The sequence below is a fragment of the Mycobacterium simiae genome (assembly GCF_010727605.1).
Taxonomy (GTDB): Bacteria; Actinomycetota; Actinomycetes; order Mycobacteriales; family Mycobacteriaceae; genus Mycobacterium; species Mycobacterium simiae.
This window is the reverse complement of the sequence record NZ_AP022568.1, coordinates 2,979,442-3,003,434: the sequence shown is the minus strand read 5'-3', so window position 1 is coordinate 3,003,434 and position 23,993 is coordinate 2,979,442. Positions and strand designations below refer to the sequence as shown.

29 protein-coding genes and 1 tRNA gene are annotated in these 23,993 nt (G+C 65.6%); 18 read left to right on the top strand and 12 right to left on the bottom strand.

What is annotated here, in order from left to right:
• The 3 genes from G6N33_RS13925 to nth form a co-directional block, all read right to left on the bottom strand.
• Entirely contained in the window at nucleotides 1-705 is a 705-nt protein-coding gene (locus G6N33_RS13925; RefSeq protein WP_101528699.1) for an NUDIX hydrolase, read from the bottom strand.
• A gap of 136 nt (nucleotides 706-841) precedes the next feature.
• Nucleotides 842-1,486 carry a TlpA family protein disulfide reductase gene (locus tag G6N33_RS13920; protein ID WP_044508818.1) on the bottom strand — a complete coding sequence of 215 codons (645 nt, stop codon included), beginning with the start codon at nucleotides 1,484-1,486 and terminating at the stop codon, nucleotides 842-844.
• Between the two features lie 18 nt (nucleotides 1,487-1,504).
• Complete coding sequence (gene nth, locus G6N33_RS13915; RefSeq protein WP_044508820.1) at nucleotides 1,505-2,185, bottom strand: endonuclease III; 681 nt, start codon at nucleotides 2,183-2,185, stop codon at nucleotides 1,505-1,507.
• 173 nt (nucleotides 2,186-2,358) lie between these two features.
• Here nth and G6N33_RS13910 point away from each other — a divergent pair, with 173 nt between their 5' ends.
• From G6N33_RS13910 to G6N33_RS13895, 4 genes are all read left to right on the top strand, one after another.
• On the top strand, nucleotides 2,359-2,754 hold the full coding sequence (locus tag G6N33_RS13910) for a hypothetical protein (RefSeq protein WP_044508822.1): 396 nt from the start codon (nucleotides 2,359-2,361) through the stop codon (nucleotides 2,752-2,754).
• Between the two features lie 85 nt (nucleotides 2,755-2,839).
• Nucleotides 2,840-3,514, top strand: coding sequence for a cAMP-activated global transcriptional regulator CRP (gene crp, locus G6N33_RS13905; RefSeq protein WP_044508824.1), 675 nt, complete (start codon nucleotides 2,840-2,842; stop codon nucleotides 3,512-3,514).
• A 228-nt stretch (nucleotides 3,515-3,742) separates the two neighbouring features.
• A complete protein-coding gene (locus G6N33_RS13900; RefSeq protein ID WP_101528698.1) occupies nucleotides 3,743-4,969 on the top strand; it encodes a TerC family protein in 1,227 nt (408 codons plus the stop codon).
• A 15-nt stretch (nucleotides 4,970-4,984) separates the two neighbouring features.
• Nucleotides 4,985-5,608, top strand: coding sequence for a DedA family protein (locus G6N33_RS13895; RefSeq protein ID WP_044508828.1), 624 nt, complete (start codon nucleotides 4,985-4,987; stop codon nucleotides 5,606-5,608).
• A gap of 118 nt (nucleotides 5,609-5,726) precedes the next feature.
• On the opposite strand, the gene G6N33_RS13890 is transcribed toward G6N33_RS13895, so the two are convergent.
• From G6N33_RS13890 to G6N33_RS13880, 3 genes are read right to left on the bottom strand one after another with little or no spacing between them, the layout of a single operon-like run.
• Nucleotides 5,727-6,518 carry an MBL fold metallo-hydrolase gene (locus tag G6N33_RS13890; RefSeq protein WP_044508830.1) on the bottom strand — a complete coding sequence of 264 codons (792 nt, stop codon included), beginning with the start codon at nucleotides 6,516-6,518 and terminating at the stop codon, nucleotides 5,727-5,729.
• 5 nt (nucleotides 6,519-6,523) lie between these two features.
• A complete protein-coding gene (locus G6N33_RS13885) occupies nucleotides 6,524-6,979 on the bottom strand; it encodes a RidA family protein (RefSeq protein ID WP_044508832.1) in 456 nt (151 codons plus the stop codon).
• A 12-nt stretch (nucleotides 6,980-6,991) separates the two neighbouring features.
• Nucleotides 6,992-7,153 (bottom strand): DUF4177 domain-containing protein, encoded by a 162-nt coding sequence (locus G6N33_RS13880; protein WP_101528697.1) that lies wholly within the window; start codon nucleotides 7,151-7,153, stop codon nucleotides 6,992-6,994.
• Between the two features lie 40 nt (nucleotides 7,154-7,193).
• Between G6N33_RS13880 and G6N33_RS13875 the strand changes: the two genes are divergently transcribed.
• Together G6N33_RS13875 and G6N33_RS13870 are read left to right on the top strand one after the other, a co-directional pair.
• Complete coding sequence (locus tag G6N33_RS13875) at nucleotides 7,194-8,219, top strand: ArsA-related P-loop ATPase (RefSeq protein WP_044508834.1); 1,026 nt, start codon at nucleotides 7,194-7,196, stop codon at nucleotides 8,217-8,219.
• Nucleotides 8,216-9,358 (top strand): ArsA family ATPase, encoded by a 1,143-nt coding sequence (locus G6N33_RS13870; protein WP_044508836.1) that lies wholly within the window; start codon nucleotides 8,216-8,218, stop codon nucleotides 9,356-9,358. The genes G6N33_RS13875 and G6N33_RS13870 overlap by 4 nt, the downstream gene beginning before the upstream one ends.
• Before the next feature lie 282 nt (nucleotides 9,359-9,640).
• On the opposite strand, the gene G6N33_RS13865 is transcribed toward G6N33_RS13870, so the two are convergent.
• The gene (locus G6N33_RS13865) at nucleotides 9,641-9,991 is read right to left on the bottom strand and encodes a WhiB family transcriptional regulator (protein WP_044508838.1); all 351 of its coding nucleotides are present in this window, start codon (nucleotides 9,989-9,991) and stop codon (nucleotides 9,641-9,643) included.
• 359 nt (nucleotides 9,992-10,350) lie between these two features.
• Between G6N33_RS13865 and ponA2 the strand changes: the two genes are divergently transcribed.
• The 7 genes from ponA2 to G6N33_RS13830 all read left to right on the top strand — a co-directional run bounded on the left by ponA2 (nucleotide 10,351) and on the right by G6N33_RS13830 (nucleotide 16,947).
• A complete protein-coding gene (gene ponA2, locus G6N33_RS13860) occupies nucleotides 10,351-12,777 on the top strand; it encodes a transglycosylase/D,D-transpeptidase PonA2 (RefSeq protein ID WP_044508840.1) in 2,427 nt (808 codons plus the stop codon).
• Nucleotides 12,778-12,849: 72 nt separating this feature from the next.
• Complete coding sequence (locus G6N33_RS13855; RefSeq protein WP_081662107.1) at nucleotides 12,850-13,848, top strand: metallophosphoesterase; 999 nt, start codon at nucleotides 12,850-12,852, stop codon at nucleotides 13,846-13,848.
• Nucleotides 13,845-14,951: an L-cysteine desulfhydrase Cds1 gene (gene cds1, locus G6N33_RS13850; RefSeq protein ID WP_044508843.1), complete on the top strand. Its 1,107-nt coding sequence runs from the start codon at nucleotides 13,845-13,847 to the stop codon at nucleotides 14,949-14,951. The genes G6N33_RS13855 and cds1 overlap by 4 nt, the downstream gene beginning before the upstream one ends.
• 60 nt (nucleotides 14,952-15,011) lie before the next feature.
• Nucleotides 15,012-15,085: transfer RNA gene (locus G6N33_RS13845), tRNA-Pro, on the top strand.
• Nucleotides 15,086-15,311: 226 nt separating this feature from the next.
• A complete protein-coding gene (locus tag G6N33_RS13840) occupies nucleotides 15,312-15,686 on the top strand; it encodes an XRE family transcriptional regulator (protein ID WP_231382502.1) in 375 nt (124 codons plus the stop codon).
• Nucleotides 15,683-16,357 (top strand): RES family NAD+ phosphorylase, encoded by a 675-nt coding sequence (locus G6N33_RS13835; RefSeq protein ID WP_044508846.1) that lies wholly within the window; start codon nucleotides 15,683-15,685, stop codon nucleotides 16,355-16,357. Before G6N33_RS13840 ends, G6N33_RS13835 begins: the two co-directional genes overlap by 4 nt.
• Nucleotides 16,358-16,518: 161 nt before the next feature.
• The gene (locus G6N33_RS13830; protein ID WP_155945914.1) at nucleotides 16,519-16,947 is read left to right on the top strand and encodes a hypothetical protein; all 429 of its coding nucleotides are present in this window, start codon (nucleotides 16,519-16,521) and stop codon (nucleotides 16,945-16,947) included.
• 50 nt (nucleotides 16,948-16,997) lie between these two features.
• Here G6N33_RS13830 and G6N33_RS13825 read toward each other — a convergent pair whose 3' ends face one another.
• The 3 genes from G6N33_RS13825 to G6N33_RS13815 form a co-directional block, all read right to left on the bottom strand.
• Entirely contained in the window at nucleotides 16,998-17,378 is a 381-nt protein-coding gene (locus G6N33_RS13825) for a thiol-disulfide oxidoreductase DCC family protein (RefSeq protein WP_044508849.1), read from the bottom strand.
• 22 nt (nucleotides 17,379-17,400) lie between these two features.
• Nucleotides 17,401-17,694, bottom strand: a complete 294-nt coding sequence (locus G6N33_RS13820) for a DUF4193 domain-containing protein (protein ID WP_044508850.1) — start codon at nucleotides 17,692-17,694, stop codon at nucleotides 17,401-17,403.
• A 178-nt stretch (nucleotides 17,695-17,872) separates the two neighbouring features.
• The gene (locus G6N33_RS13815; RefSeq protein WP_231382503.1) at nucleotides 17,873-18,172 is read right to left on the bottom strand and encodes a hypothetical protein; all 300 of its coding nucleotides are present in this window, start codon (nucleotides 18,170-18,172) and stop codon (nucleotides 17,873-17,875) included.
• 146 nt (nucleotides 18,173-18,318) lie between these two features.
• On the opposite strand from G6N33_RS13815, the gene G6N33_RS13810 reads away from it, so the two are divergent.
• Nucleotides 18,319-18,993 (top strand): HAD family hydrolase, encoded by a 675-nt coding sequence (locus G6N33_RS13810; protein WP_044508853.1) that lies wholly within the window; start codon nucleotides 18,319-18,321, stop codon nucleotides 18,991-18,993.
• 5 nt (nucleotides 18,994-18,998) lie between these two features.
• On the opposite strand, the gene G6N33_RS13805 is transcribed toward G6N33_RS13810, so the two are convergent.
• Entirely contained in the window at nucleotides 18,999-19,499 is a 501-nt protein-coding gene (locus tag G6N33_RS13805; RefSeq protein ID WP_044512505.1) for a DUF6328 family protein, read from the bottom strand.
• Nucleotides 19,500-19,679: 180 nt separating this feature from the next.
• Here G6N33_RS13805 and G6N33_RS13800 point away from each other — a divergent pair, with 180 nt between their 5' ends.
• Genes G6N33_RS13800 through G6N33_RS13790 form a run of 3 tightly spaced genes read left to right on the top strand, consistent with a single transcriptional unit; the run spans nucleotide 19,680 to nucleotide 22,577 of the window.
• Complete coding sequence (locus tag G6N33_RS13800) at nucleotides 19,680-20,240, top strand: hypothetical protein (RefSeq protein ID WP_044508855.1); 561 nt, start codon at nucleotides 19,680-19,682, stop codon at nucleotides 20,238-20,240.
• Between the two features lie 50 nt (nucleotides 20,241-20,290).
• The gene (locus G6N33_RS13795) at nucleotides 20,291-21,556 is read left to right on the top strand and encodes a Dyp-type peroxidase (protein WP_101528716.1); all 1,266 of its coding nucleotides are present in this window, start codon (nucleotides 20,291-20,293) and stop codon (nucleotides 21,554-21,556) included.
• Between the two features lie 10 nt (nucleotides 21,557-21,566).
• On the top strand, nucleotides 21,567-22,577 hold the full coding sequence (locus G6N33_RS13790; RefSeq protein WP_044508860.1) for a hypothetical protein: 1,011 nt from the start codon (nucleotides 21,567-21,569) through the stop codon (nucleotides 22,575-22,577).
• Nucleotides 22,578-22,579: 2 nt separating this feature from the next.
• Here the strand turns inward: G6N33_RS13790 and G6N33_RS13785 are convergent, their stop codons facing one another.
• A complete protein-coding gene (locus G6N33_RS13785; RefSeq protein WP_231382504.1) occupies nucleotides 22,580-22,948 on the bottom strand; it encodes an STAS domain-containing protein in 369 nt (122 codons plus the stop codon).
• Nucleotides 22,949-23,107: 159 nt separating this feature from the next.
• On the opposite strand from G6N33_RS13785, the gene G6N33_RS13780 reads away from it, so the two are divergent.
• Complete coding sequence (locus G6N33_RS13780) at nucleotides 23,108-23,989, top strand: STAS domain-containing protein (RefSeq protein ID WP_044508864.1); 882 nt, start codon at nucleotides 23,108-23,110, stop codon at nucleotides 23,987-23,989.
• Nucleotides 23,990-23,993: the final 4 nt, after the last annotated feature.

The window sequence follows — 23,993 nt, the reverse complement described above, 5'->3', positions numbered from 1 at the left end:
TCATCGGCCGCCCTGCCCGCCGACCAACCTCATGACGTCGTCGAGTTCGCGGACGTCGTTGCTGTCCCAAGGCTTCGCCCAGCCCGCGACGTCGAGTACCGCAGAAATCACCTGGCCAGTGAATCCCCAAACCAGCATCTGGTTCAACAAGAACGCCGGCCCTGCCCAGCGGTTGCCAAGGTCGCCCCGGTACACCATCAGGCGATTCTGCGGGTTGATGAACGCCCGCACCGGAACCCGCGACACGATCGCGGTCTCGGCTTCGTTGACCACGGCGACCGGTCCGGGATCCGGCGAATAGGCCAGCACCGGAACGACGTGGAACTGCGACGGCGCGATGAAGGTCTTCTCCAGTGTGGCCAGCGGGTGCAACCGAGTGACGTCGATGCCGGTCTCCTCGTTGGCTTCCCGCAGCGCGGTGGCGACCGGTCCGCTGTCGTCGGGGTCGGAGGCGCCGCCCGGAAATGCCGCCTGGCCCGCGTGATGCCGTAACGACGAGGCGCGCACGGTGAGCAGCAAGTCGGCGTCGTCGGGCACACCCCCGTCGGCCGGTCCGGACTCGGGGCCCGAGAACAGCACCAATACCGCGGCCTCGCGCTCGTCACGCTGTGCGGACGCCGCCGCCCTGGCCGCGGTCACCATTGCCAGCACGTCCGGCGGCAGCCGGCGCCGGTAGGCATCGGGGATCTGATCGACGTTGTCCATCAGCGGCCGCAACCAGGACGGGCAGGCGTCGGGTACCAGGGGAACCGTCCCCTGCGCGCGGGCGGCACCCCCAGCACTCACCGGCGCCTCCTCGTCGGGTCCACCTGCCCAGGCTGTTTAGAGCGGTGGAGCTTGGTCATGCGTCGCTTCCGACCGCGGCCGCGATCTCGTCGGCACTCGCGAAGTCCCGCAGCAGCGTTTGCGCAACGCTACCGTCCGGTCGCAGCACCACCGTCGCGGGCACCACATTTGCAACCTTGAGCGCCACGGCGATCAGCCGCCGCCCGTCTTGCAGGGTCGGCAGCCGAACGCCCAGCTCCGCCAGCCGCGCCAACGCGGCGGCTTCGTTCTCGTCCTGATGCACGGTCACCACCATGACGTCGGCCCCGACCCGCCGCTGATATTCGGCCATCGCGGGCAGTTCGGCGGCACACGGCGCGCACCAGTACGCCCACAGGTTGAGTACCACCCGCCGGCCGGCCAACGCACGGGCGACATCGACGGTGGATCCGTCGGCCGCGCATTCGACCCGCACACCGCTCAGTGCTGCCGGGCCGGGACCGGTACCGGGCGCCGGGCAAGGCGGCAGGCCGGCCCGCTGCCGGGGGCCGGCCAACGCAGCCGGTGTGTCGGCATCCCGGTGTTCGCGATTGGGTGAGGGCGCGGGCGCCGAGAAGGGCGGCACGTCGTCACGCAGTCGTGCGACCAGCGCGACGACCAGCGCCGCGACGACCGCCAAGACGGCGATGGTCCAGCGAGTTCGTCTGGTCAACGTCGTCATAGGCGGCCGAAGGCCGTGTTACAGACCGACCAGCGAGAGCAGATGTTCGGCTTCCGGACCCTGTACCAGGGGTGCGGCCAGGGCCGGCTCGGTGGGGCCGAGACCGTACGACGGGCAGTCTTTGGCGAGCACGCAGACGCCGCACGCCGGCTTGCGGGCGTGACACACGCGTCGGCCGTGAAAGATGACGCGGTGGCTGAGCATGGTCCATTCGCGGCGTTCGACCAGCTCGCCGACGGCGTGTTCGATCTTGACCGGGTCCTTTTCCGCGGTCCACCGCCAGCGCGCCACCAGCCGCTGGAAATGGGTGTCCACGGTGATCCCGGGGATGTCGAAGGCATTCCCGAGGATGACGTTGGCGGTTTTGCGTCCGACGCCGGGCAGGGTCACCAGTTCTTCCATAGTTGAGGGCACCTCGCCGTCGAAGCGCTCGACGAGCGCCTGGCCGAGGCCGATCAACGAGCTGGCCTTGTTACGGAAGAAACCAGTGGGGCGGATGAGGTTTTCCAGCTCGTCGCGGTCAGCCTGCGCATAATCCACGGCCGACCTGTATCGCCGGAACAGCGCTGGGGTCGTCAGATTCACCCGTTTATCGGTGCTCTGCGCGGACAGGATGGTGGCCACCGTGAGCTCCAACGGCGTCGTGAAATCCAGCTCGCAATGCGCCTCCGGAAAGGCTTGCGCCAGAGTGCGATTCATTCGACGAGCGCGCCGTACCAATGCGGCGCGGGTTTCGGAGGCCCAGCGGCGCGCGAGTGCCGAATCAGGCTTGGCGTCGGACACGACCGGTTTCGATTTCGAACGCCCAGACGGCCGCGCCACGGTCACCTACGACAGAGTACTGATTTCGTAACCTCGCTGAGACCTTGGGCATGTTTACTCTCCTTGTGTTGTGGTTGCTGGTGGCCTGCGTACCTGGGCTGCTGATGCTCGCGGCGCTTGGCCTCGGGCGACTCGAAAGGGAACTCGGGCGCGAGTCGATCACCGCGACCGACGTCGACGAGTTCCTTGACCAGGCGCAGCCGATGGACATGCACACGCTCGCCAGGGAAGGGATGCCGGAGGCGCTGGAATACCTCCATCGGCGACAAGCCCAGCAGTTGGCGCTGCCGACACCGCCCACCCCCCGCATCGGCCGCCACCGCGCCGAGTCCCTCGCGATCGGGGACCTCACCGACCCATCTGGCCGCGCATTACCGATGCGGATACATGCCCATTCGGCCGCTAATCCAGAATTTGGGGCGACTAGACACGTCAATCGTGTGTAGCGTTGGCACGTTGGCCTACCTCTAGACTCGTCACGGGCAAGGTGGTGGGCACCTATATCACTTCGTTGAAAGCTGAAGAGGCAAAGTGGACGAGATCCTGGCAAGGGCAGGAATCTTCCAAGGGGTTGAACCCGGCGCAGTCGCCGCACTGACCAAGCAGTTACAACCCGTCGACTTCCCGCGGGGACACACCGTTTTCGCGGAAGGTGAACCGGGCGATCGGCTCTACATCATCGTCTCGGGGAAGGTGAAGATCGGCCGGCGGTCACCGGACGGCCGGGAGAACCTGCTGACGATCATGGGCCCGTCGGACATGTTTGGCGAGTTGTCGATCTTCGACCCGGGGCCACGGACTTCGAGCGCCACCACGATCACCGAGGTTCGCGCGGTGTCGATGGACCGCGACGCGCTGCGGGCCTGGATTGCAGATCGTCCGGAGATCGCGGAGCAACTGCTGCGGGTGCTGGCCCGACGGCTGCGCCGCACGAACAACAATCTGGCCGACCTCATCTTCACCGACGTGCCGGGCCGGGTGGCCAAGCAGCTATTGCAGCTGGCTCAGCGGTTCGGCACCCAGGAGGGTGGCGCGATGCGGGTCACCCACGACCTGACGCAAGAGGAAATCGCCCAGCTGGTCGGAGCTTCCCGCGAGACGGTGAATAAGGCGCTGGCCGACTTCGCGCACCGCGGGTGGATCCGTCTAGAGGGCAAGAGCGTGCTGATCTCGGACTCCGAACGCCTGGCGCGCCGAGCGAGGTAAGCGCCCGCGAAGCGGGGGCGCAACCGAGCGAGCCTCAGACCCCGAGCGAGGTAGTTCGACGACGATGCGGCCCGCGCGGCGGGCCGAGGAGGAGCCGGACAATCAGGCCGAAGCGCCCGCCCTTCTAACATCTGAGTTTGCCGAAGCCACGCCTAGTGTGGCTGCAGAGCGGGTACCGACAGGTGACGACCGCGAAGGCAGCTGCACAGAAGGTGGGTTACGTAGCAAATGAATGTCCCCACCTGGGTTTGGGCTTTGACCGTGCTCGCCATCGCGGGCCTGCTGGCGTTCGACTTCTTCTTCCATGTCCGTAAGGCGCACGTCCCGCAACTACGGGAAGCCGCCGTCTGGTCGGCGCTCTACGTCGGAATCGCGGTGCTGTTCGGGGTCGGCGTGTTTGTGTTCGCCGGCAGCGACGTCGGCTCGGAGTACTTCGCCGGATACGTGACCGAAAAAGCGTTGTCGGTCGACAACCTGTTCGTCTTCCTCATGATCATCACCAGCTTTCGAGTGCCCCGCGAGGACCAGCAGAAGGTGCTGCTGTTTGGGATCGTCTTCGCCCTGAGTGCCCGCACCGGCTTCATCTTTGTGGGCGCCGCGCTGATCAATGCCTTCGCCTGGATCTTCTATTTGTTCGGATTGGTTCTGTTGCTCACCGCCGGGAGCATTCTCAAGCCGGACGACGACGATTCGCGCAAAGCCGACAACTTCGTGATCCGGGCGGCGAAGAAGGTCATGCGCACCACCGAGCACTACGACGGGGACAAGTTGTTCACCACCGTGGCCGGCAAGCGTGTGATGACACCGATGCTGCTGGTGGTGGTCGCCCTGGGCGGCACGGACATCCTGTTCGCGCTCGACTCGATTCCAGCGATCTTCGGCCTCACCCAGCACGTCTACATCGTTTTCACTGCCACGGCCTTCTCACTGCTGGGCCTGCGGCAGCTGTACTTCCTGATCGACGGGCTGCTGGACCGGCTGGTCTACCTGTCCTATGGGCTCGCGACCATCCTCGGCTTCATCGGGGTAAAGCTGATCCTGCATGCCCTGCACGAGAACAACGTCCCTTTCGTCAACGACGGCGAGCCGGTGCGAGTGGCCGAGATCAGCACGGCGCTCTCGCTGGTGGTGATCCTCGGTGTGCTGCTGGTGACGCTCGTCGCGTCGCTGCTCAGCAAGCGTGGCAAGGCCGAGACGGCGATCGCCAACGCCCGGCGGCACGCAACGGCCTATCTGGACTCCGAGTACACCCACGACCCCGAGGAACGCGAGCGCATCTTCAAGAAACTGCTCGCCGAACGCGACCAGATCATGGCGCTCGGCAAGAAGTATCAGCAGCGGGTCCGCGGCGAGCCGGCCCTGATCGATTTACTCGAGCGCGCGGCCGCCAGCCACGACCAGGCCGTAGACCGCGGCGAGGCCGAGCAGTTCACCCGCAAGGGGTTCATCTCGTGAGCGCGGTGATGCGCGGTGTTTGACTCGTTGCTCGACGCGCTCGGCCACTCTTGGTGGGCCTACCCGCTGATCTTCGGCTTGTGCACGCTCGACGCCATTCTGCCGATGCTGCCGAGCGAAACGGTCCTGCTCACCGGCGGCATTCTGGCGGCCGACCACTCGATGATCCTGGCCGGGGTGATCGCGATGGGTGCTTTCGGCGGATTCGCCGGCGACAACATCGCCTACCGCATCGGCCACTCGGCCGAGGGGTGGGCCCGGCGCTGGATCACCCGAGGGGAGCGAGGTCAGCGCGGGCTGGACTGGGCCCAGCGGCAATTGGAGCGACACGGCGGCCCCGTGGTGATCGTCGCGAGGTTCCTGCCAGGCGGCCGCACGGCGACCACCATCGCTTGTGGCGTGCTGGAATTCCCGTATCGGCAGTTCGTGATGTACGACGCGACCGGCGCCGTGTTGTGGGCGACCGTCAACACGCTGATCGGCTTTGTCGGCGGGCACGCCTTCGAGGGCCGACCGCTGCTGGCGTTCGCGGTGTCGTTCGTCGTGGCGCTGGCGTTGGCCGGGAGCATCGAAGTAATCCGGTGGCTGCACAGACGGGCGAAGGATCGGGGCCCAGCGGACACCCCGATGCGCACCTAACGGTTTATTGTTCGGGCTCTTGCGTTCCGTCGGCCGGCTGAACGTCCCGGCTTCGAGTTGTTGTGGATATGCCTGTGGCGCAACGCTTTCCGGGAAGAGCAGTGCCAGGTAGTGGCCGCTAGTCGCGCAGATAATCCAGTTGCACCTGTACTGACCATTCGGCGGCATCCCAGAGCTTCTCGTCGACGTCGGTGTAGACGTGTTCGACGATCTGCCGGGCGTCCGCATCCTCACCGAGCTCCCGCAGCGCGGCGCGCACCTGCTCCAGCCGCTCCTGCCGGTGCACCAGGTATCCCTGGGCGACGCTTTCCAGGTCACCGAGGTCGGGCCCGTGCCCCGGTAACACGGTCCGCCGCCCCAGCCCGCGCAGGCGCTGCAGTGATTCCAGGTAGTCGCTGAGGTTGCCGTCTTCCTTGTCCATGACGGTGGTGCCGCGACCCAGCACCGTGTCGGCAGTCAGCACCGCGTCGTCGAGCAGGAAGCTCAGCGAGTCGGCGGTATGGCCGGGGGTAGCCATCACCTTGATCTTCAGGCCGGCGGCGTCAATGACTTCACCGTCGAGCAGATGGCCACCGAATCCACGCAGGAACCCGCTGCCTGCCGAGCGCACGGTGGCCCCCGTCAGCTCGACCAGCTTGTCGATGCCGTCAGTGTGGTCGGGATGCCGGTGACTGATCAACACCAAGGTGATGCGGCCCAGCGCCGCGACCCGCGCGATGTGTTCGTCGTCGTCCGGCCCGGGGTCCACGATCACCAACTCGTCGCTGCGCGCCCCCCGTAATACCCAGGTGTTGGTGCCTTCCAACGTCATCAGCCCAGGATTGTCGGCGAGCAGGACCGACGCGGTGTCCGTCACCGCCCGCAGCTGGCCGTAGGCGGGATGCGTCGGCGTCTCGACTGCCTTGGCCACCGCCGTTAACCGACCTCGACGATCAACTCGACCTCTACCGGCGCATCCAATGGGAGCTCGGCGACTCCTACCGCCGAGCGGGCGTGTGCGCCGCTATCGCCGAACACCTCGGCGAGCAAGTTCGATGCGCCGTTGATGACGCCCGGTTGTCCGTGGAATCCGGGGGCGGAGGCGACGAAGCCGACGACTTTCACGACCAGGGTCACCGAATCCAGGCCCACCAGCGAATCCACCGCAGCCAACGCGTTGAGCGCGCAGATCCGCGCCAGCGCTTTGCCTTGTTCGGGGGTGACGTCCGCACCAACCTTGCCGGTGTGCGTCAACTTGCCGGCCTCGAACGGCAGCTGCCCGGCGGTGTAGACGAGGTTGCCGCTACGCACCGCCGGCACGTACGCGGCCAACGGCGCGGCCACCTCCGGAAGCGCGATGCCGAGCTGCTGGAGGCGAGCCTTCGCACTCATCTACCTGCCCCCTTACTTGGGGCGTTTCAGATAGGCGACGTGCTGCTCACCGGTGGGCCCCGGCAACACCGAGACCAGCTCCCAGCCATCGGCACCCCATTGGTCGAGGATCTGTTTGGTGGCGTGGGTGAGGAGCGGAACCGTCGCGTATTCCCATGTGGTGGGTGAAGTCATGCCGCGAGCTTATCGGCCAAATCCCAGCGGCTAGCATGCTGTGGTGGCAACCACATCTAGCGGCAGCGCTGCCGTGGGCTGGCCCGCACGCCTCTCGAAAGCCCGCCTGCACTTCGTCACCGGCAAAGGCGGAACGGGTAAGTCGACGATCGCGGCGGCGCTGGCGTTGACGCTGGCGGCGGGCGGTCGCAAAGTGCTATTGGTCGAAGTCGAGGGCCGCCAAGGGATTGCGCAGCTGTTCGACGTCCCGCCGTTGCCTTATCAAGAGCTCAAGATCGCCACCGCCGAGCGCGGCGGCCAGGTCAACGCACTCGCGATCGACATCGAGGCCGCGTTCCTGGAATACCTGGACATGTTCTACAACCTCGGGATCGCCGGGCGGGCGATGCGCCGCATCGGGGCCATCGAGTTCGCGACGACGATCGCGCCCGGCCTGCGCGACGTGCTGCTCACCGGCAAGATCAAGGAGACCGTGGTGCGCGTCAACAAGGGGACTCGGACCCCGGTTTACGACGCAATCGTCGTCGACGCCCCGCCGACCGGGCGGATCGCACGTTTTCTGGACGTGACCAAGGCGGTCTCGGATCTGGCCAAGGGCGGCCCGGTGCATTCGCAAAGCGAGGGGGTGGTCCGGCTGCTGCACTCCGACCAGACGGCCATCCACCTGGTCACGTTACTGGAAGCGCTTCCGGTGCAGGAAACGTTGGAGGCCATCGAGGAGCTGGCCGAAATGAAGCTGCCGATCGGCAGCGTGATCGTCAACCGCAACATTCCCGCCTATCTCGAACCCGGCGATCTCGCCAAGGCCGCGGAGGGCGATGTCGACGCGGACGCCGTGCGCGCCGGCTTGAAGGCGGCGGGAATCGAGCTGGGCGACAACGACTTTGCCGGATTACTGACCGAGACCATCCAGCATGCGACCCGGATCAGCGCGCGCGCCGAGACTGCGCAGCAGCTCGACGCCTTGCAGGTGCCGCGGCTGGAGTTGCCGGCCATCTCCGACGGCATCGACCTCGGAAGCCTGTACGAATTGTCGGAATCGCTTGCACAGCAGGGAGTTCGATGAGTACGGTCCCGAAAGCTCTTGATCTGGCTTCGATCCTGGCCGACCGCTCGAATCGGGTCGTGGTGTGTTGCGGCGCCGGCGGGGTAGGCAAGACCACCACAGCTGCGGCCATGGCATTACGTGCAGCCGAATATGGGCGCAATGTCTGCGTTTTGACCATCGACCCGGCTAAGCGGCTGGCCCAAGCGCTGGGTGTCAATGATCTCGGCAACACTCCGCAGCGGGTCCCGCTGGCGCCCGAAGTCAGCGGCGAGCTGCACGCGATGATGCTCGACATGCGCCGCACGTTCGACGAGATGGTGATTCAGTACTCCGGAACCGCTCGGGCCCAGGCGATTTTGGACAACCAGTTCTACCAGACGGTCGCCACATCGCTTGCCGGTACGCAGGAGTACATGGCGATGGAGAAGCTCGGCCAGCTACTCGGCGAGGATCGCTGGGACCTGGTGGTGGTGGACACTCCCCCGTCACGAAATGCGCTCGACTTCCTAGATGCACCGAAGCGGCTGGGCAGTTTCATGGATAGCCGGTTGTGGCGGCTGTTGCTGGCGCCCGGCCGTGGTATCGGCCGATTGGTCACCGGCGCAATGGGTTTGGCGATGAAAGCGATGTCGACGATCCTCGGGTCGCAGATGTTGGCCGACGCGGCAGCGTTTGTGCAGTCGCTGGATGCCACGTTCGGCGGTTTCCGCGAGAAGGCGGACCGTACCTACGCGTTGCTCAAGCGACGCGGTACCCAGTTCGTCGTGGTGTCGGCGGCCGAGCCCGACGCGCTGCGCGAGGCCTCGTTTTTCGTCGACCGGCTGTCGCAGGAGAGCATGCCGCTGGCAGGCCTCATCTTGAACCGCACGCATCCGCTGTTGTGCTCGCTGCCGGTGGAGCGGGCCATCGACGGCATCGAGTCGCTGAAGTCCGTGGACGACGCCAACGCGACCCTGACCACCGCGGTGCTGCAGATCCACGCCGATCGGGGCCAGACGGCCAAGCGCGAGATCCGGCTGCTGTCGCGTTTCACCGGCGCCAATCCGCACGTGCCCGTGGTGGGTGTTCCGTCGCTGCCGTTCGACGTGTCCGATCTGGAAGCCCTGCGGGCGCTGGCCGATCAGATCACCGCCGTGGGGGCCGATGCGGCCCGCTGACCTGCTTTTACGTCGGCGTCAACCGGAGCCGCTCACCGGATCGCTGAGCGGGCGCCAAAACGGCATTAGCAATTCGTGACGGCGGGTTGCTGGCCGTTGCGAAGTGTGCGGTATTGGACACAAGCCAAGTTATGAGCCTGAATTATGCACGCGCACAACGTACTTCGTATTTGCGGAGCTGATCGACACGCACTCAACAAGGCGGATGCTGTAACGAAAACGTAATACCGAGGTTGGGCCTATCAGTGCGTCACGAAGCCCGGAGAGTGGGCGGGATGCCCGTCAGCTGACGCCGCGGTTCCGGCGCTTGTCGAAGAAATCGGACCAGGAAACGACCTCGGGATGCTGCTTGAGCAAGGCCCGGCGCTGCCGCTCGGTCATGCCGCCCCAGACGCCGAACTCGACCTTGTTGTCCAACGCGTCCGCCCCACACTCCTGCATTACCGGGCAGTGCCGGCAAATAACGGCGGCCTTACGTTGGGCGGCGCCGCGGACGAAGAGTTCGTCGGGATCAGTGGTCCTACACAGCGCTTTGGACACCCAGGCAATGCGTTCTTCAGCATCCACACTGTGCAGTACCCCCTGTGCTGCCGCAATGTTGGTTCGGCGTGCTGCCGGTCGTGTTCCTGACACGAGCTGTTCCCTTCCTCCCGGTCGCGGTGTGCGACCGCCCTCCTCGGTTGGCAGACCGTCGTTGCGATCTACGCCACATGGTGCTGCTCGGTGTTACCTGAATCTCACCGTCTGTATAAGTTAGGTGGTCAGGGGCCAATTGCGCAACAGTCCGATAACGGTTTTTTTGGGACGGGCGTGCCGTCTTGTCGTCCAGCGTAAGTCGCGCCATGTCTTTGGGTACCCGATTTGAGTAGCCGATATGTGAATCGATTGCAAGGCCAGGTTGCTGCCGGCGGCAAAGACGCTGCTCAAGGCTTGTTGGTCCGCACAGCGGATTCGAAGCGCAGGGGGTATGAACTGGCAGTTACCCTGTACGCATGTCAGACCGGCCACCGGCAGCACTCACTATTCTCAAGCTGGCCGGGTGCTGTCTGCTGGCCAGTATCGTCGCCACCGCACTGATGTTCCCGATGGCTGGTGGACTGGGACTGATGTCCAACCGGGCCTCCGAGGTTGTCGCCAACGGCTCGGCCCAGCTCCTCGAGGGACAGGTACCCGCCGTCTCGACGATGGTCGACGCGAAGGGTAACACCATCGCCTGGCTGTATGAGCAACGTCGTTTCGAGGTGCCGACCGACAAGATCGCCAACACGATGAAGCTCGCCATCGTCTCGATCGAGGACAAGCGGTTCGCCGAACACAACGGCGTCGACTGGAAGGGCACGCTGACCGGGCTGGCCGGCTATGCCTCCGGCGATGTCGACACTCGCGGCGGGTCCACGATCGAGCAGCAGTATGTAAAGAACTACCAACTCCTGGTGACCGCAAAGACCGATGCGGAGAAGCGCGCGGCCGTCGAGACCACCCCGGCGCGCAAGCTGCGCGAGATCCGGATGGCGCTCACACTCGACAAGACGTTCACCAAGCCGGAGATCCTGACCCGTTACCTCAACCTCGTCTCGTTCGGGAACGGCTCGTTCGGCGTCCAGGATGCGGCCCAGACCTACTTCGGCATCAACGCTTTGGATTTGAACTGGCAGCAGGCGGCGCTGCTGGCGGGCATGGTGCAATCCACCAGTGCGCTCAACCCCTACACCAATCCCGAGGGCGCGCTGGCGCGGCGGAACCTCGTCCTCGACACGATGATCGAGAACATCCCACAGGAGGCTGACGCGTTGCGCGCCGCCAAGGCCACCCCGCTGGGGGTGTTGCCGCAGCCCAACCAGCTGCCGCGCGGCTGCATCGCCGCCGGCGACCGTGCCTACTTCTGCGATTACGTCCAGGAATACCTCTCCCGCGCCGGCATCAGTAAGGAACAGGTGGCGCGGGGCGGCTACCTGATTCGCACCACGCTGGATCCGGACGTGCAAAACCCGGTCAAGGCCGCCATCGACAAGTTCGCCAGCCCGACGTTGCCGGGGATCTCGAGCGTGATGAGCGTGATCCAGCCGGGCAAGACGTCGCACAAGGTGATGGCCATGGCCAGCAACCGCACCTACGGTCTGGACGTCGACGCCGGCCAAACCATGCGGCCGCAACCGTTCTCGCTCGTCGGCGACGGTGCGGGGTCGGTGTTCAAGATCTTCACCACCGCCGCGGCGCTGGACATGGGGATGGGCATCAACGCCACCCTCGACGTACCGCCCCGATTCCAGGCCAAGGGCTTGGGTAGCGGTGGAGCCAAGGGCTGCCCCAAGGACACCTGGTGTGTGGTCAACGCCGGTAATTACCGCGGCTCGATGAATGTGACCGAGGCGTTGGCGACCTCGCCCAACACGGCGTTCGCCAAGCTGATCTCGCAGGTGGGCGTGACCCGCACGGTCGACATGGCGATCAAGCTCGGGCTGCGCTCCTACGCCGATCCCGGCACGGCGCGTGATTACAACCCGGACAGCAACGAAAGCCTCGCCGACTTCGTCAAGCGGCAGAACATCGGGTCGTTCACGCTCGGCCCGATCGAGGTCAATGCGTTGGAGCTGTCGAACGTCGCGGCCACGCTGGCCTCCGGCGGGGTGTGGTGCCCGCCGAACCCGATCGACAAGCTGATCGACCGCAACGGCAATGAGGTCGCCGTCACCACCGAAACCTGTGACCAGGTGGTGCCCGAGGGGTTGGCGAACACGCTGGCCAACGCGATGAGCAAGGACGCTACCGGCGGCGGCACGGCGGCCGGCTCGGCCGGTGCCGCAGGTTGGGACCTGCCGGTGTCCGGTAAGACCGGTACCACCGAGGCGCACCGCTCGTCCGGTTTCGTCGGCTTCACCAGCCACTACGCGGCCGCAAACTATATCTATGACGACTCCCCCAACCCGACGGATCTGTGTTCGTCGCCGTTGCGGCATTGCGGTGAGGGCGACTTATACGGCGGCAACGAGCCAGCACGCACCTGGTTCACTGCGATGAAGCCGATCGCGCTGAACTTCGGTGACGTCAAACTGCCGCCCACCGATCCCCGGTACGTCGAGGGCTCACCGGGCTCACGCGTGCCCAGCGTCGCGGGCATGGACGTGGATGCGGCCCGCACCCGTCTCAAAGATGCGGGCTTCCAGGTGGCCGACCAGACCAACTCCGTCAACAGCAGCGCGAAGTTGGGCGAGGTGGTCGGGACGTCACCGTCGGGCAATACGATCCCCGGGTCGGTGATCACGATCCAGGTCAGCAACGGCATTCCGCCGGCGCCGCCGCCACCGCCGGACGGCGCGCCGCTGCCGGTCGGTTCGCAGGTGGTCGAGATCCCGGGCCTGCCACCGATCACCATTCCGTTGCTCGCCCCGCCTCCGCCGCCGGGCCAACCGCCTCCGTAGCCGCGCTACGGCGCGACAGGCGCTCCGGACCGCAACCGGCAGTAAACTGCCCGCATGGCTGATGCAAGCTCAATGGCCCCCGTCTTCGGCGGTCCGCTGCGCGGACCGCATCGTCGCGGGGCATTGCCCACCCTCATTCGCACCGGCGCCGTCACGCTCGGTTCGGCCGTCGCCGGCATCGGTTATGCCGCGGTGGTCGAGCGCAATGCGTTCGTCCTGCGCGAGATAACCATGCCCGTCCTGTCCCCGGGCTCCACCCCGCTGCGGGTACTGCACATCAGCGATCTACACATGCTGCCCAACCAACGCCGCAAACAGGCCTGGCTGCGGGAGCTCACCGGCTGGGAGCCCGACCTGGTCGTCAACACCGGGGACAACTTGGCCCACCCCAAAGCGGTTCCCGCCGTTATTCAGGCCCTCGGGGATCTGCTGTCCCGCCCCGGGGTGTTCGTCTTCGGCAGCAACGACTACTTCGGTCCGCGGCTGAAAAACCCGCTGAACTACGTGATCAATCCGTCGCACCGGGTGAAGGGTGAGCCGCTACCCTGGCAGGATTTGCGCGCGGCCTTCACCGAGCGGGGTTGGCTCGACCTCACCCACACGCGGCGCGAGTTCGAGGTGGCCGGCCTGCACATCGCCGCGGCCGGGGTGGACGACCCGCACATCGACCGCGACCGCTACGAGACGATCGCGGGCCCGGCCAGCCCGGCCGTGAATCTTCGCCTGGGACTGGTGCATTCGCCGGAACCGCGGGTACTGGATCGATTCGCCGCGGATGGCTACCAGCTGGTGATGGCCGGGCACACGCACGGCGGCCAGCTGTGCCTGCCGTTCTACGGTGCGCTGGTCACCAACTGCGGCCTGGACCGCACCCGGGCCAAGGGGCCGTCGCGGTGGGGCGCGAACATGCAACTGCACGTCTCCGCGGGGCTAGGGACTTCCCCGTTCGCCCCAGTGCGGTTTTGCTGTCGGCCGGAGGCGACCCTGCTGACGTTGATCGCCGCCCCGATGGGAGGCCGGGATTCGCGCAGCGACCGGGGCCGCTCCCAGCCCGCGGCATCGCTGCGTTGAACGCTCGGACCGAGATCGCGGTCCGCAGCGCCTCGCGAAGCTGGGCGGACAACGCGATCCGGCTCATCGAGGCCGATGCCCGTCGCAGCGCCGACACGCACCTGTTGCGGTATCCGCTGCCCGCGGCGTGGTCGACGAACGTCGACATTGCGTTGTACCTCAAAGACGAGTCCACCCACATCACCGGCAGCCTCAAACACCGGCTGGCACGCTCGCTGTTTTTGTACGCCCTGTGCAACGGGTGGATCGGCGAGAGCACCACGATCGTGGAGGCGTCCTCGGGTTCGACCGCGATCTCCGAGGCGTACTTCGCGTCGCTGCTGGGCCTTCAGTTCATCGCCGTGGTCCCCGCCGCCACCAGTTCGGCGAAGGTCGCACTGATCGAATCACAAGGTGGCCGTTGCCATTTCGTGCAGAACTCCAGCGAGGTCTACGCTCAGGCCCAGCGTGTGGCCGACGAAACCGGCGGCCATTACATGGATCAGTTCACCAACGCCGAACGCGCGACCGACTGGCGCGGCAACAACAACATCGCCGAGTCGATATTCGCCCAGCTGCGCGACGAGCAACACTGCATCCCCGAATGGATCGTGGTCGGGGCGGGCACCGGCGGAACCAGTGCCACGATCGGCCGCTACCTTCGCTACCGGCGCCACGCCACCCGCCTGTGCGTCGTCGACCCGGAGAACTCCGCGTTCTTTCCGGCCTACGCGGAGCAACGCTACGACCTGGTGCTGTCGGCGTCGTCACGGATCGAGGGCATCGGCCGGCCGCGGGTCGAGCCCTCGTTTCTGCCCGACGTGGTCGACCGCATGGTCGCGGTGCCCGACTCGGCGTCGGTCGCCGCGGCACGCCATGTCAGCGCCGTGCTCGGGCGACGGGTGGGGCCGTCCACGGGCACCAATCTGTGGGGTGCGTTCGGGCTGCTGGCCGAGATGGTGGCCGCGGGCCGCAGCGGCTCGGTGGTCACGCTGATCGCCGACAGCGGCGACCGCTACGCCGACACCTACTTCAGTGACGAATGGGTCGCCGAGCAGGGGCTCGATCTGACCGATCCCGCGGGGGCACTGGCCGAATTCGAACGCAACTGCAACTGGATCTAGCTTCCGGCCAGCGGTTTGGCGAGTTGGCGGGCCGGTGCGATAGGCTGTCGAGGCTTCAAGCGGGGTGTGGCGCAGCTTGGTAGCGCGCTTCGTTCGGGACGAAGAGGCCGTGGGTTCAAATCCCGCCACCCCGACTCAAAAACTGGTCCATCAGACCAGTTTCGCGGGCGCCAGATGACTGAGCCTGGCGCACCGACAGAGTGCGCAAATCGGTTTCCCGCTGAGGTGCCGTCGGCGGCTTTTGACGGCCCCGGGTGTAGTTTTAGGTGTATTTTCCAGGCGATTTCCTGGTACAGTTGTGCACAGATGTTTCGGTAGATCGAGCCGTGGAGGCGCTCAATGCCCGTTCTGACGGTATCTGTGGCGCAGCAGCTCGATATCGAGGCGGCGTCGCGCCCGATCGGCGAAATCGCGGCATACCTGCAAGGCACGGTGGGGCAGCGGGTTGCCGCCGCGATCGCCGGGCTGGCCGACGCCAGGCAGATCGGCCGCTACGCGCGCGCGGGCGGACCGGAGCCGCACGGGATGACCGAACGCCGCCTTCGCGAGGGATACAAGGTGGTGCGGATGCTCGTCGACGCCTATGACGACAAGACGGCGCGGGCGTGGCTGTTCGGAACGAACACCCGCTTGGACGACCAAGCCCCCGTGGAAGTTCTGGGTGCCGCGACCGACACGAAGCACTTCACGATGGTGGTGCAAGCGGCGCGGCAGGTTGCTAGCTTTCAGGCGTGAGCGCCGGCGCCGGTGAAAACTTCCTGTGGCGAGTCGGCTACCACGCCAGCGCCCTCGACTTCGCACCCTGGCATCTGTACGGGTTCAGCCATCGGTTCGACGACATCGAACACCGTTTCCGGACCTTGTATTTGGCCGAATCGGAGGTGACCTGCCTGCGCGAGGTCCTCGCCGACTTCCGGCCCAACCTCGCCGCCCGGCAACGCCATGTCCAACGCTACGGGCCTGCGGCCGCCGCCGACTTCGCCACCGCACCAGTGACCGCGAAATGGCGACAGGAAAACGTGTTGGTGCGGGCGATCCTGGAACTCGACGGGCCCGTGGTCGATTTGACCAAAGCCCGGACCCGGCATCAGATCGAGCGTCGGCACGCGGAACTCTTGGTCAGTTATGATCTGAAACATCTTGACCTACATGAGATCACGACAGACCGACGCGTCGTCACCCAGACCATCGCGGGCGATCTGTTCGATACCGGTGTCGCGGCGGTGAGGTTCCCGTCCAGCCTCGATGGCAACCCGTGTCTCGCATTGTTCGAAGGCCGCGGTGCGGCACATCCAGCCGGTGAAGTCGTACCGCTGACAGACCCGGCGCCCAGCCCCCTGTCGACCGTGGCGAGCGAGTGGCACCTGGCCTTGGAGGCCGCACCGCCACGGCGCCGCAGACGTTAAACTTTGCTCGCATGGCGCCGGTCGGACCGATTCGAGGACCGCGAAAGATTCGCTGGTCGCAAAAGGCTACCGCCAAACCACTCGATTCAGTGGCTTTGGAGGGCGAATTCCCCTACCACCCAACACTTTTAGAAATTGCTCAGCGCCGGCAGGAAATCGAAGTGTGGGAAGCGCTTCAGGTCGGCGGCTACCGGTTCGTCAAGCCGGTCACCGTTGCCAGTTTCCTGATCTCGGCGGTGATGCTTTTCCTCGCAATCACCCCGATCCCCCCGAATTGGCCGTGGAACATCCCTCTGGTGATCGTGGCCATCTCCGGTGCGGTGGTGATGGTGGTTTGCGGGTTGCTGTGGTTCGACACCCCCCGCGCCGGCCCCTGCCCCACGGCGCTGGCCATCGTGCCCTACTCCCGGGCCGAAAATCTGCACCTCATGCACGCGCAGCCCGTCGAGCCTTACCGCGCGAAGTGCACCTGCCCCGGCTGCGGCGACCAAGCTACCCATCGGGTCCGTAAACCGACCGAGGGTGAGCCCGATTGGTCGACGGCCATCCGACAGTGCCGGGTTTGCGGGCGGGAATGGGCCCAGCATTGAGCTACCCGGTCCGGGCGCAGGTCAACGCGAATGTGGTTGTCGGACAACGGCTACGCGCATCGCTCGGGCTGGGCCTCGCAGAGCGGCACCGCACCCGGGAACCGATAGCGGTGTGTTGAGATCCAGCGGTACACGGCGTCCTGCACTGCGCTCACGCCGGGGATCCGGTAAAGCTGCAGCGGGATACGAGTGCCCAACGCCGCGGCCAGTGCGGCGTTCATGGCATGCGCACCGTCGTAGATCGCACCCGAAGAATCGACCCACCATGCCGATTTCAGCATCCGGTCGTCGGTGACACCGAGCCGCTCGGCCATGCCCGGCGCCTGCATTGGCTCGATGCGCAGCATGCCCGTGCGATCCCACCGCGCCAAGGCGTTGACCGCCCGCGTGCACACGCCGCACCGCCCGTCGAACACCAATATGCCGCGCATTCTTCGAGTGTAGGCCCGACGCTCAGGCGCAGTCGGTGCAAACGGGGAGCCCGGCGCTGGACAACTGCATCCGGTGCCGGTGCTGCACCAAGAAGCAGCTCGAACAGGTGAACTCATCGGCTTGCTGGGGGATCACCGTCACGGCCAATTCTTCACCGGACAGGTCGGCGTCCGGCAGCTCGAAGAACTGCACATCGTTGGGGTCCTCGTCGACCACCGCCGCCGACGGCCCTAACGTGGGATCTAGCTGACGCAGCTCGGCCGGCTCTTGGGGCTCGGTCACGCGGCGCGCGTCGTAATCGCTTGCGGTCTTCATGGGCGTACCTCTCTGGCTCAGTGGCGGGACGACGCACGTCGATGTCCTCCCCCGTGGCACAGTCGGTACCCCGTTCGCGGGGTCTCCACACGGATCGAATGCAACAAAATTGCCGACGCGACAATTCAGGCGTATGCCGACCGCACCGGCCCCTCACCAGGTGAGGGAGAACCCGTCCTTAACTGGTGGGCGGTGGTGGCGGCTCGTCCGAAGCCAAGGCAGAAAGCTGCCGCTCGGCCTCACGCACTTTGCGGTGCGCGCGAGCCAGCCAGACCGAGCCGAACGCACCCAAAGCGACAGCGAGAACAACCGCGACCACACCCACGCTCACTTGGCGGGCGGCGAACTCGTACAGGCCGAAGGTCAGGGCCGCGACGGCGAGCACGATCGCGGCCACGCCGGGCGCGTTCGCCGGGTTCTTCAGCGTCTCACCGGCATGCCGCCGCGTAGTACGTTCATGATCAACTGGGTAACTCAAAATCGGACTCCTCGCGAAATATGTTGTCGGCCAGACCTATTCGCGTTTAGTCGGCACTCTTATCGAGGGCGCGCTTAGCAGACCCTTATTTCACTTACCCGCTGGCTACAGGGGTCAAACGACCGCGGGACGGGTATGCCGGAGCGATGAATGCTCCCGCTGTGCTGTTCGACGTCGACGGAACCCTAGTCGACTCCAACTACCTGCACGTCTATGCGTGGCAACGCGCCTTTGCCGCCGAAGACATTTCGGTGGCGGCCTGGCACATCCACCGGTGCATCGGCATGGACGGCTCGACACTGGTCCGGACCCTTTCCGACAACGCCCCCGACGAGGTTCAAGACCGGCTGAGCGAGGGACACGGCCGGCACTATCGCGAGCTCTCGCCGCTGCTGGCACCGCTGCCGGGCGCCCAGGAGTTGCTTCGCCGCGTCGCGGACCTGGGCCTGCAGGTGGTGCTGGCCAGCTCGGCACCCGACGACGAACTTCAGATGCTGCGCAAGGTGCTGGACTGCGACGACGTGATCGCGGCGACGACGTCGTCGCGGGACGTCGACACCGCCAAGCCGGAGCCCGGCATCGTGCAGGTCGCCCTGGACCGCGCCGGAGTCGACGCCGACCACGCGATCTTCGTCGGCGATGCGGTCTGGGATGCCCACGCCGCTCGGGCCGCTGGCGTCTCCTGCATCGGGGTGTTGAGCGGCGGCATCTCTCGCGAGGAATTAGCGGCAGCGGGAGCCTCGCCGGTCTATGCCGATCCGCAGGATCTGCTCACGCAGCTGAACGCCACTCCGATCGCCGGCCTGGCGCCCGGCGGCTGATCAGATCAGGTGCCGCGGGTGCGCAACGCCAACGGCAGCAGCCACCAAAAACACCCGAACATCATGAGGGCACACGCTCCGGCAATCAATCCCACCGTGGTCCCGGCCACCGCGACGAAGACGATGATCGTCACCCCGGTCAGTGCCAACCCAAGCAGCGCCAGACCGGCGTACGCGCACCGGTGCGCCGCCGACACCAGCACCCGCAGGCGATGCCGTCGGAACAGCAGCCGGTGGATACCCACCGGCGCAATCAGCAGCACCGTCGCGGCCACCGAACAACCGACCGTCGCCAAATAGGTGATCCGCATCGGTTGATCGAGGACATCGAACCGCTGCTGAAAAGGCAGCGTCAGCAAGAACCCGGTGAGCAGTTGCACGCCCGTCTGCACGACGCGAAGCTCCTGCAGCAGGCTATTCCAGTTGCGATCGAGCCGCTCGGTCTCGGTCTCGCCGCGCGTGTCCCGATCCCACCGCTGGTCGTCTTCCGGGTGGTCGACATCCATGTCGCTGATCATCGCACCGAAACCCTCCGGCGGTGCAACGATACTTAGGTGGATCACGCGCGCGGTGCGCCGACACCCCGGCTTCGCAGGGGCGGGATTGCCCGCAATGGCGGCAGTCCGCGTCACGCATTCATGACATGTGGCCGTGGCCCAGGCCGCGCCTAACCCGAGGAGTACTCGATGTCGGCAACCGAACCCGAATGGAGTAAGCCCGCGGCGATGGCGATTCCCGCCGACGGCTACTTCGAACTTCAGCGCGGCCGCTACGGACCCGTGTTCCCGAGAACGCCTGCATGCTACGGCTTCTCGATCATCGCCAAGGTCAAGCCCGGCCGCGAAGACGCGATTCGCGAATACGGAAAAGTGATCGAGGCCGCCATCGCCGAGCACCCGGATCTGCTCGCACCGCTGCGCCTGCACTATCTTCGCTGGCAACTGTTTGACGTCGGCTCGGGGTTGCATTTCCAGTACCAGGGGATCTTCGACACCGATTTCGACAAATACACCGAAGATGCGATTCAGCTGTTCTCGCAGTCGGGTGTGACCACCGTGTTCACCAATCTTGAAGGCTTTCCCGAGGATTGGCAGACCAACCCCGAAGCGTTCATCAGGTTCGTCCGCGAGCACCAATGCCCCAGTTTCCTCGAGTACGGGGAGTACCCATACGTCAGCGCCGACGAGATAAAGAAGGCGCTGCGGCTTAAAGCCGCTTTCTCCGACATGCTCGACCAGATGCAGTGACGCTCGATCTCGACAACATCCAGCACATCCTGGTGACGCGGACGCCCGCGATGACCGGACGCTACGAGTTCCTGTCTTTCGACGATCCGGCCGGCGGCCAGGCATGGCTGAGTGAACTGCTCGACACGGTCCAATCGGCGTCGGACGCCCGCAAAACGATGGACAGCCAAGACCGCTGGATCACCCTGGCGTTCACCTGGCCTGGCCTGCGGGCGCTGGGCGTACCGGAAGATTCGCTGGCCAGTTTCCCGGACGCGTTTCGGGAGGGCATGGCGGCGCGGGCCGACATCTTGGGCGACACCGGCCGAAACCACCCCGACAGCTGGAGCGGCGGGCTGGCCGGCGACGATCTGCATGCGATCGCAATCCTATTCGCCCGCAACGATGCCGAGCATCACCGGTGCACCGCCGTGCACAGGAAGTTGGTCGAGCGATGCCCCGGGGTGCGAGTGTTGTCGCATCTCGACTTGAACGCCACACCGCCTTTCGACCACGCCCACGATCACTTCGGCTTCCGGGACCGCTTGTCCCAGCCGGTAATCGAGGGCACGGGGGAAGAGCCCACGCCGGGCTCGGGCGGGGCGCTCAAGGCAGGAGAATTCATCCTCGGCTATCCAGACGAAGAGGGCGTCGTCGCTAATCTCCCTCAGCCACCGGAACTCTCGCGTAATGGCAGCTACATGGCCTATCGCCGCCTGCAAGAACATGTCGGCCTGTTCCGAAACTACCTGCGCGAGCAGGCGGGCACACCCGCCGATGAGGATCTACTGGCGGCGAAGCTGATGGGCCGATGGCGAAGTGGCGCGCCGCTGGTGCTTGCCCCGGAGCAGGACGATCCGGAGCTCGGCGCAGACTCGTTGCGTAACAACGACTTCAACTACAAGGAGATGGACCCCTTCGGATACGCGGTACCCCTGGGGGCCCATATCCGCCGGCTAAATCCCCGCGACACGGCAGTAAACATGAACCGGCACCGGATAATCCGGCGGGGGGCGACCTACGGCGAGGCGCTGCCGGAGGGTGCGGACGACGACGGCACCGACCGCGGCATCGCGGCATTCATCATCTGCGCCAGCCTGGTGCGCCAGTTCGAGTTCGCGCAGAACGTGTGGATCAACGATCACAACTTCCACGAGCTGGGCAACGAGCGCGATCCGATCTGCGGAACGCAGGACGGCACAATGGAATTCAAAATCCCTAAGCGTCCGATCCGCAAGGTGCTGCGGGGTCTGCCCGCCTTTACCACCCTCACCGGCGGCGCCTACTTCTTTCTGCCGGGCCTCAACGGCCTGCGATATTTGGCCACGCTGACTTAGTGGAGACACCATGACTACGCCCGCACGCACCTACAACCAGGCGCAGGTTCCGCGCCGGCATACCCCGGGCCGCCGTCGCATCAGCATCTACTGGACCTGGAGCTATCCGTGGGAAGCACAGCGAGACATCGCCGCGCTCGATAACCGGTTCTCCACGATGACCGAGGTCCGCCGGGTCGCGTGGCCCAAGTACGAGACCCCGGAATGGGACGAGGCGCACTTCCTGCAAGGCATCGCCGGAACCCTGGAGCTGTTCCATCGCTCGACACTGCACTTCCAGCAGCTGGCCGGCGAGCTGACGGGTCACCCGGTCGCGGTGTTCCAGCGCATCGACCAGGCCGGCTACTTTTTGCCCGTCGACGAACGGGTCCTCGCCGACACCGACACGTTGATGGTGTTCGGGCTGGACCACGTAATCGGGCAGGACGAAGCGCGGCCAGCCGAAATCGCGGCGATCCAAAGCTGGCTACAGCGCGACGGCACGTGCCTGCTGCTAGCCCCGCATCACGATGTCGGCTTCACCGATGACCAGGGACAACGCCAAATCGAATACTCCCACCACGGCGACCCGTTAGTGCCGCGCCAGCAGCGATTCAGCCAGTACACCCGTTCCCTGATGCGGGCGCTCGACGTTCCCGTCCACAACATCTGGGGGTTGCGACCGGCGGTCACCGCCGGGGGCAGCGAGATCGCTCCGCTCACCGGGTTCCGGGACCTGGATCCGCTAGGACTGCTCGACAATGTCACGACCCTCAACTTCCACCCGCACCTGCCGCACTATGAGCTGAGGGCGCCCGAGGGCGATACGCTGCGCGTGCTGGGCCGTCAACGCGTCGATCCGACCCGTCCACACCCGTTCACCGCGGCGGGCAACACCGAATTCAACGCGCTGATCTGGATGCCGCCCGACGGCCAACGCGCGGCCGACATCGTCCTGGTCGACTCCACGAACTTCACCACGTTGTTCGGCGGCACCGACAGCCTGGTGAGCTTCTGGCGCAATCTTTCGCTGATGCGGTGACGTCAGTGGTTGAGTTTGCCGTCCCGCACGCCCGTCAACGCGTCGTCCAGCGTCGGATACAGCGGGAACGTCTTGTCCAGACCGGTCAGATGAATCGGGCGCCGGGTGGCCGGACCCCGAGCGACCACGCCGAACTCCGCGGACTTGCCGAGCTTCTCGTAGGTCGCCGCCAGGATCTTCAGCCCCACTGAACCCAGGAACTCCACCGCGGACAAATCGATGACCAGCGCCGTGGGCCCTTCAGCAACAACCGCACTAATGGCTTGCTCCAGGGCGGGCGCGGTGACCAAATCGATCTCACCGCTGACACTGACCACAGACACCCCATCGTGGTCCGCAATCAACGTGGTAATCGAATCAGGAGCTGACAATGGCGATCCTTCGTCCGGGCCTTAACTGTGGTGCAAGCCTAACCTGCCGTACGAACTGCGAGAAGAAGATGCCCTCAACACCTCTGTCGCGTCAAACCAGGCTAGTCTCGCAAAAGAACCTGCGCACTGCGGAGCGCGTCGCGGCACTCGGGAGGCCAGATGTCAGATTCCAGCAGCACCGGCACCACCGTGAGCATCTCCAGCGAAGGTCTGCTACCGCAGCTAGTGCAGCATTTGCGGCAGAACCGCACGGTCCTGCGTGAGGAGTGGGCGCGCCGCATCACCGAGGCCGAATTGCTCACCGCGATGACACCCGAAGAGCTGTTCTCCGAAGCGACCGCTGTCTACGACAATTACGTCGAGGTGCTCGAAACCGGTAGCGTCGAGGCGCTGCAAGCCTACGCGCGCGACCTCTCCGAGCGCATCATTCCCCGAGGAGTGGAAACCGACGAAGTCGTCGGCATCGTGCTGCTGCTGCGCGACGTGCTCGCGCGCTCGCTGTTCGAGAAGTATCAGACCGACTTCGAAATGCTCAACCGCGTCCTAGACGCCTACGAACCGGCCGCCAACCGCATCGCCAATACCGTGGCCGTCAGCTTCGTGCAGGAACGTGAGCGCATCATCCGCCAACAGCAGGAAGCCATCCGCGAGCTGTCGACACCGGTGTTGCAGGTGCGCGAGCAGCTGCTGATTCTGCCGATCATTGGGGTGCTGGACAGCCAGCGCGCCCGCCAGGTCACCGAGCAGCTGCTGCGCGCCATCCGGGCCAACCGCGCGAAAGTGGTCGTCATCGACATCACCGGTGTGCCGACCATCGACTCCACCGTGGCGAATCACCTTGTGCAGACGGTCGATGCGTCGGGCCTGATGGGTGCCAGCGTGATCATCACCGGCCTGTCCTCGGAGATCGCGCTGACGCTGGTGACGATCGGTCTGGATCTGTCGAAGATGAACGCCGTCGGTGACCTGCAGGGTGGTATTGAAGAGGCCGAACGTTTGCTCGGCTACGAAGTCACGCGCACCGGCGAGCAGCCCGGGTGAACAC

Bases quoted from the DNA above. Each gene is read 5' to 3' on its own strand.
- G6N33_RS13920 (WP_044508818.1), bottom strand. From the start codon at position 1,486: ATGACGACGTTGACCAGACGAACTCGCTGGACCATCGCCGTCTTGGCG.
- G6N33_RS13825 (WP_044508849.1), bottom strand. From the start codon at position 17,378: ATGCGCGGCATATTGGTGTTCGACGGGCGGTGCGGCGTGTGCACGCGG.
- G6N33_RS13790 (WP_044508860.1), top strand. From the start codon at position 21,567: ATGACTACGCCCGCACGCACCTACAACCAGGCGCAGGTTCCGCGCCGG.
- G6N33_RS13855 (WP_081662107.1), top strand. From the start codon at position 12,850: ATGGCCCCCGTCTTCGGCGGTCCGCTGCGCGGACCGCATCGTCGCGGG.
- G6N33_RS13880 (WP_101528697.1), bottom strand. From the start codon at position 7,153: ATGACTTCACCCACCACATGGGAATACGCGACGGTTCCGCTCCTCACC.
- G6N33_RS13925 (WP_101528699.1), bottom strand. From the start codon at position 705: ATGGACAACGTCGATCAGATCCCCGATGCCTACCGGCGCCGGCTGCCG.
- G6N33_RS13800 (WP_044508855.1), top strand. From the start codon at position 19,680: ATGTCGGCAACCGAACCCGAATGGAGTAAGCCCGCGGCGATGGCGATT.
- G6N33_RS13820 (WP_044508850.1), bottom strand. From the start codon at position 17,694: ATGAAGACCGCAAGCGATTACGACGCGCGCCGCGTGACCGAGCCCCAA.
- nth (WP_044508820.1), bottom strand. From the start codon at position 2,185: ATGAATCGCACTCTGGCGCAAGCCTTTCCGGAGGCGCATTGCGAGCTG.
- G6N33_RS13910 (WP_044508822.1), top strand. From the start codon at position 2,359: ATGTTTACTCTCCTTGTGTTGTGGTTGCTGGTGGCCTGCGTACCTGGG.
- G6N33_RS13900 (WP_101528698.1), top strand. From the start codon at position 3,743: ATGAATGTCCCCACCTGGGTTTGGGCTTTGACCGTGCTCGCCATCGCG.
- G6N33_RS13780 (WP_044508864.1), top strand. From the start codon at position 23,108: ATGTCAGATTCCAGCAGCACCGGCACCACCGTGAGCATCTCCAGCGAA.
- G6N33_RS13885 (WP_044508832.1), bottom strand. From the start codon at position 6,979: ATGAGTGCGAAGGCTCGCCTCCAGCAGCTCGGCATCGCGCTTCCGGAG.
- G6N33_RS13810 (WP_044508853.1), top strand. From the start codon at position 18,319: ATGAATGCTCCCGCTGTGCTGTTCGACGTCGACGGAACCCTAGTCGAC.
- ponA2 (WP_044508840.1), top strand. From the start codon at position 10,351: ATGTCAGACCGGCCACCGGCAGCACTCACTATTCTCAAGCTGGCCGGG.
- G6N33_RS13795 (WP_101528716.1), top strand. From the start codon at position 20,291: ATGACCGGACGCTACGAGTTCCTGTCTTTCGACGATCCGGCCGGCGGC.
- G6N33_RS13805 (WP_044512505.1), bottom strand. From the start codon at position 19,499: ATGGATGTCGACCACCCGGAAGACGACCAGCGGTGGGATCGGGACACG.
- G6N33_RS13870 (WP_044508836.1), top strand. From the start codon at position 8,216: ATGAGTACGGTCCCGAAAGCTCTTGATCTGGCTTCGATCCTGGCCGAC.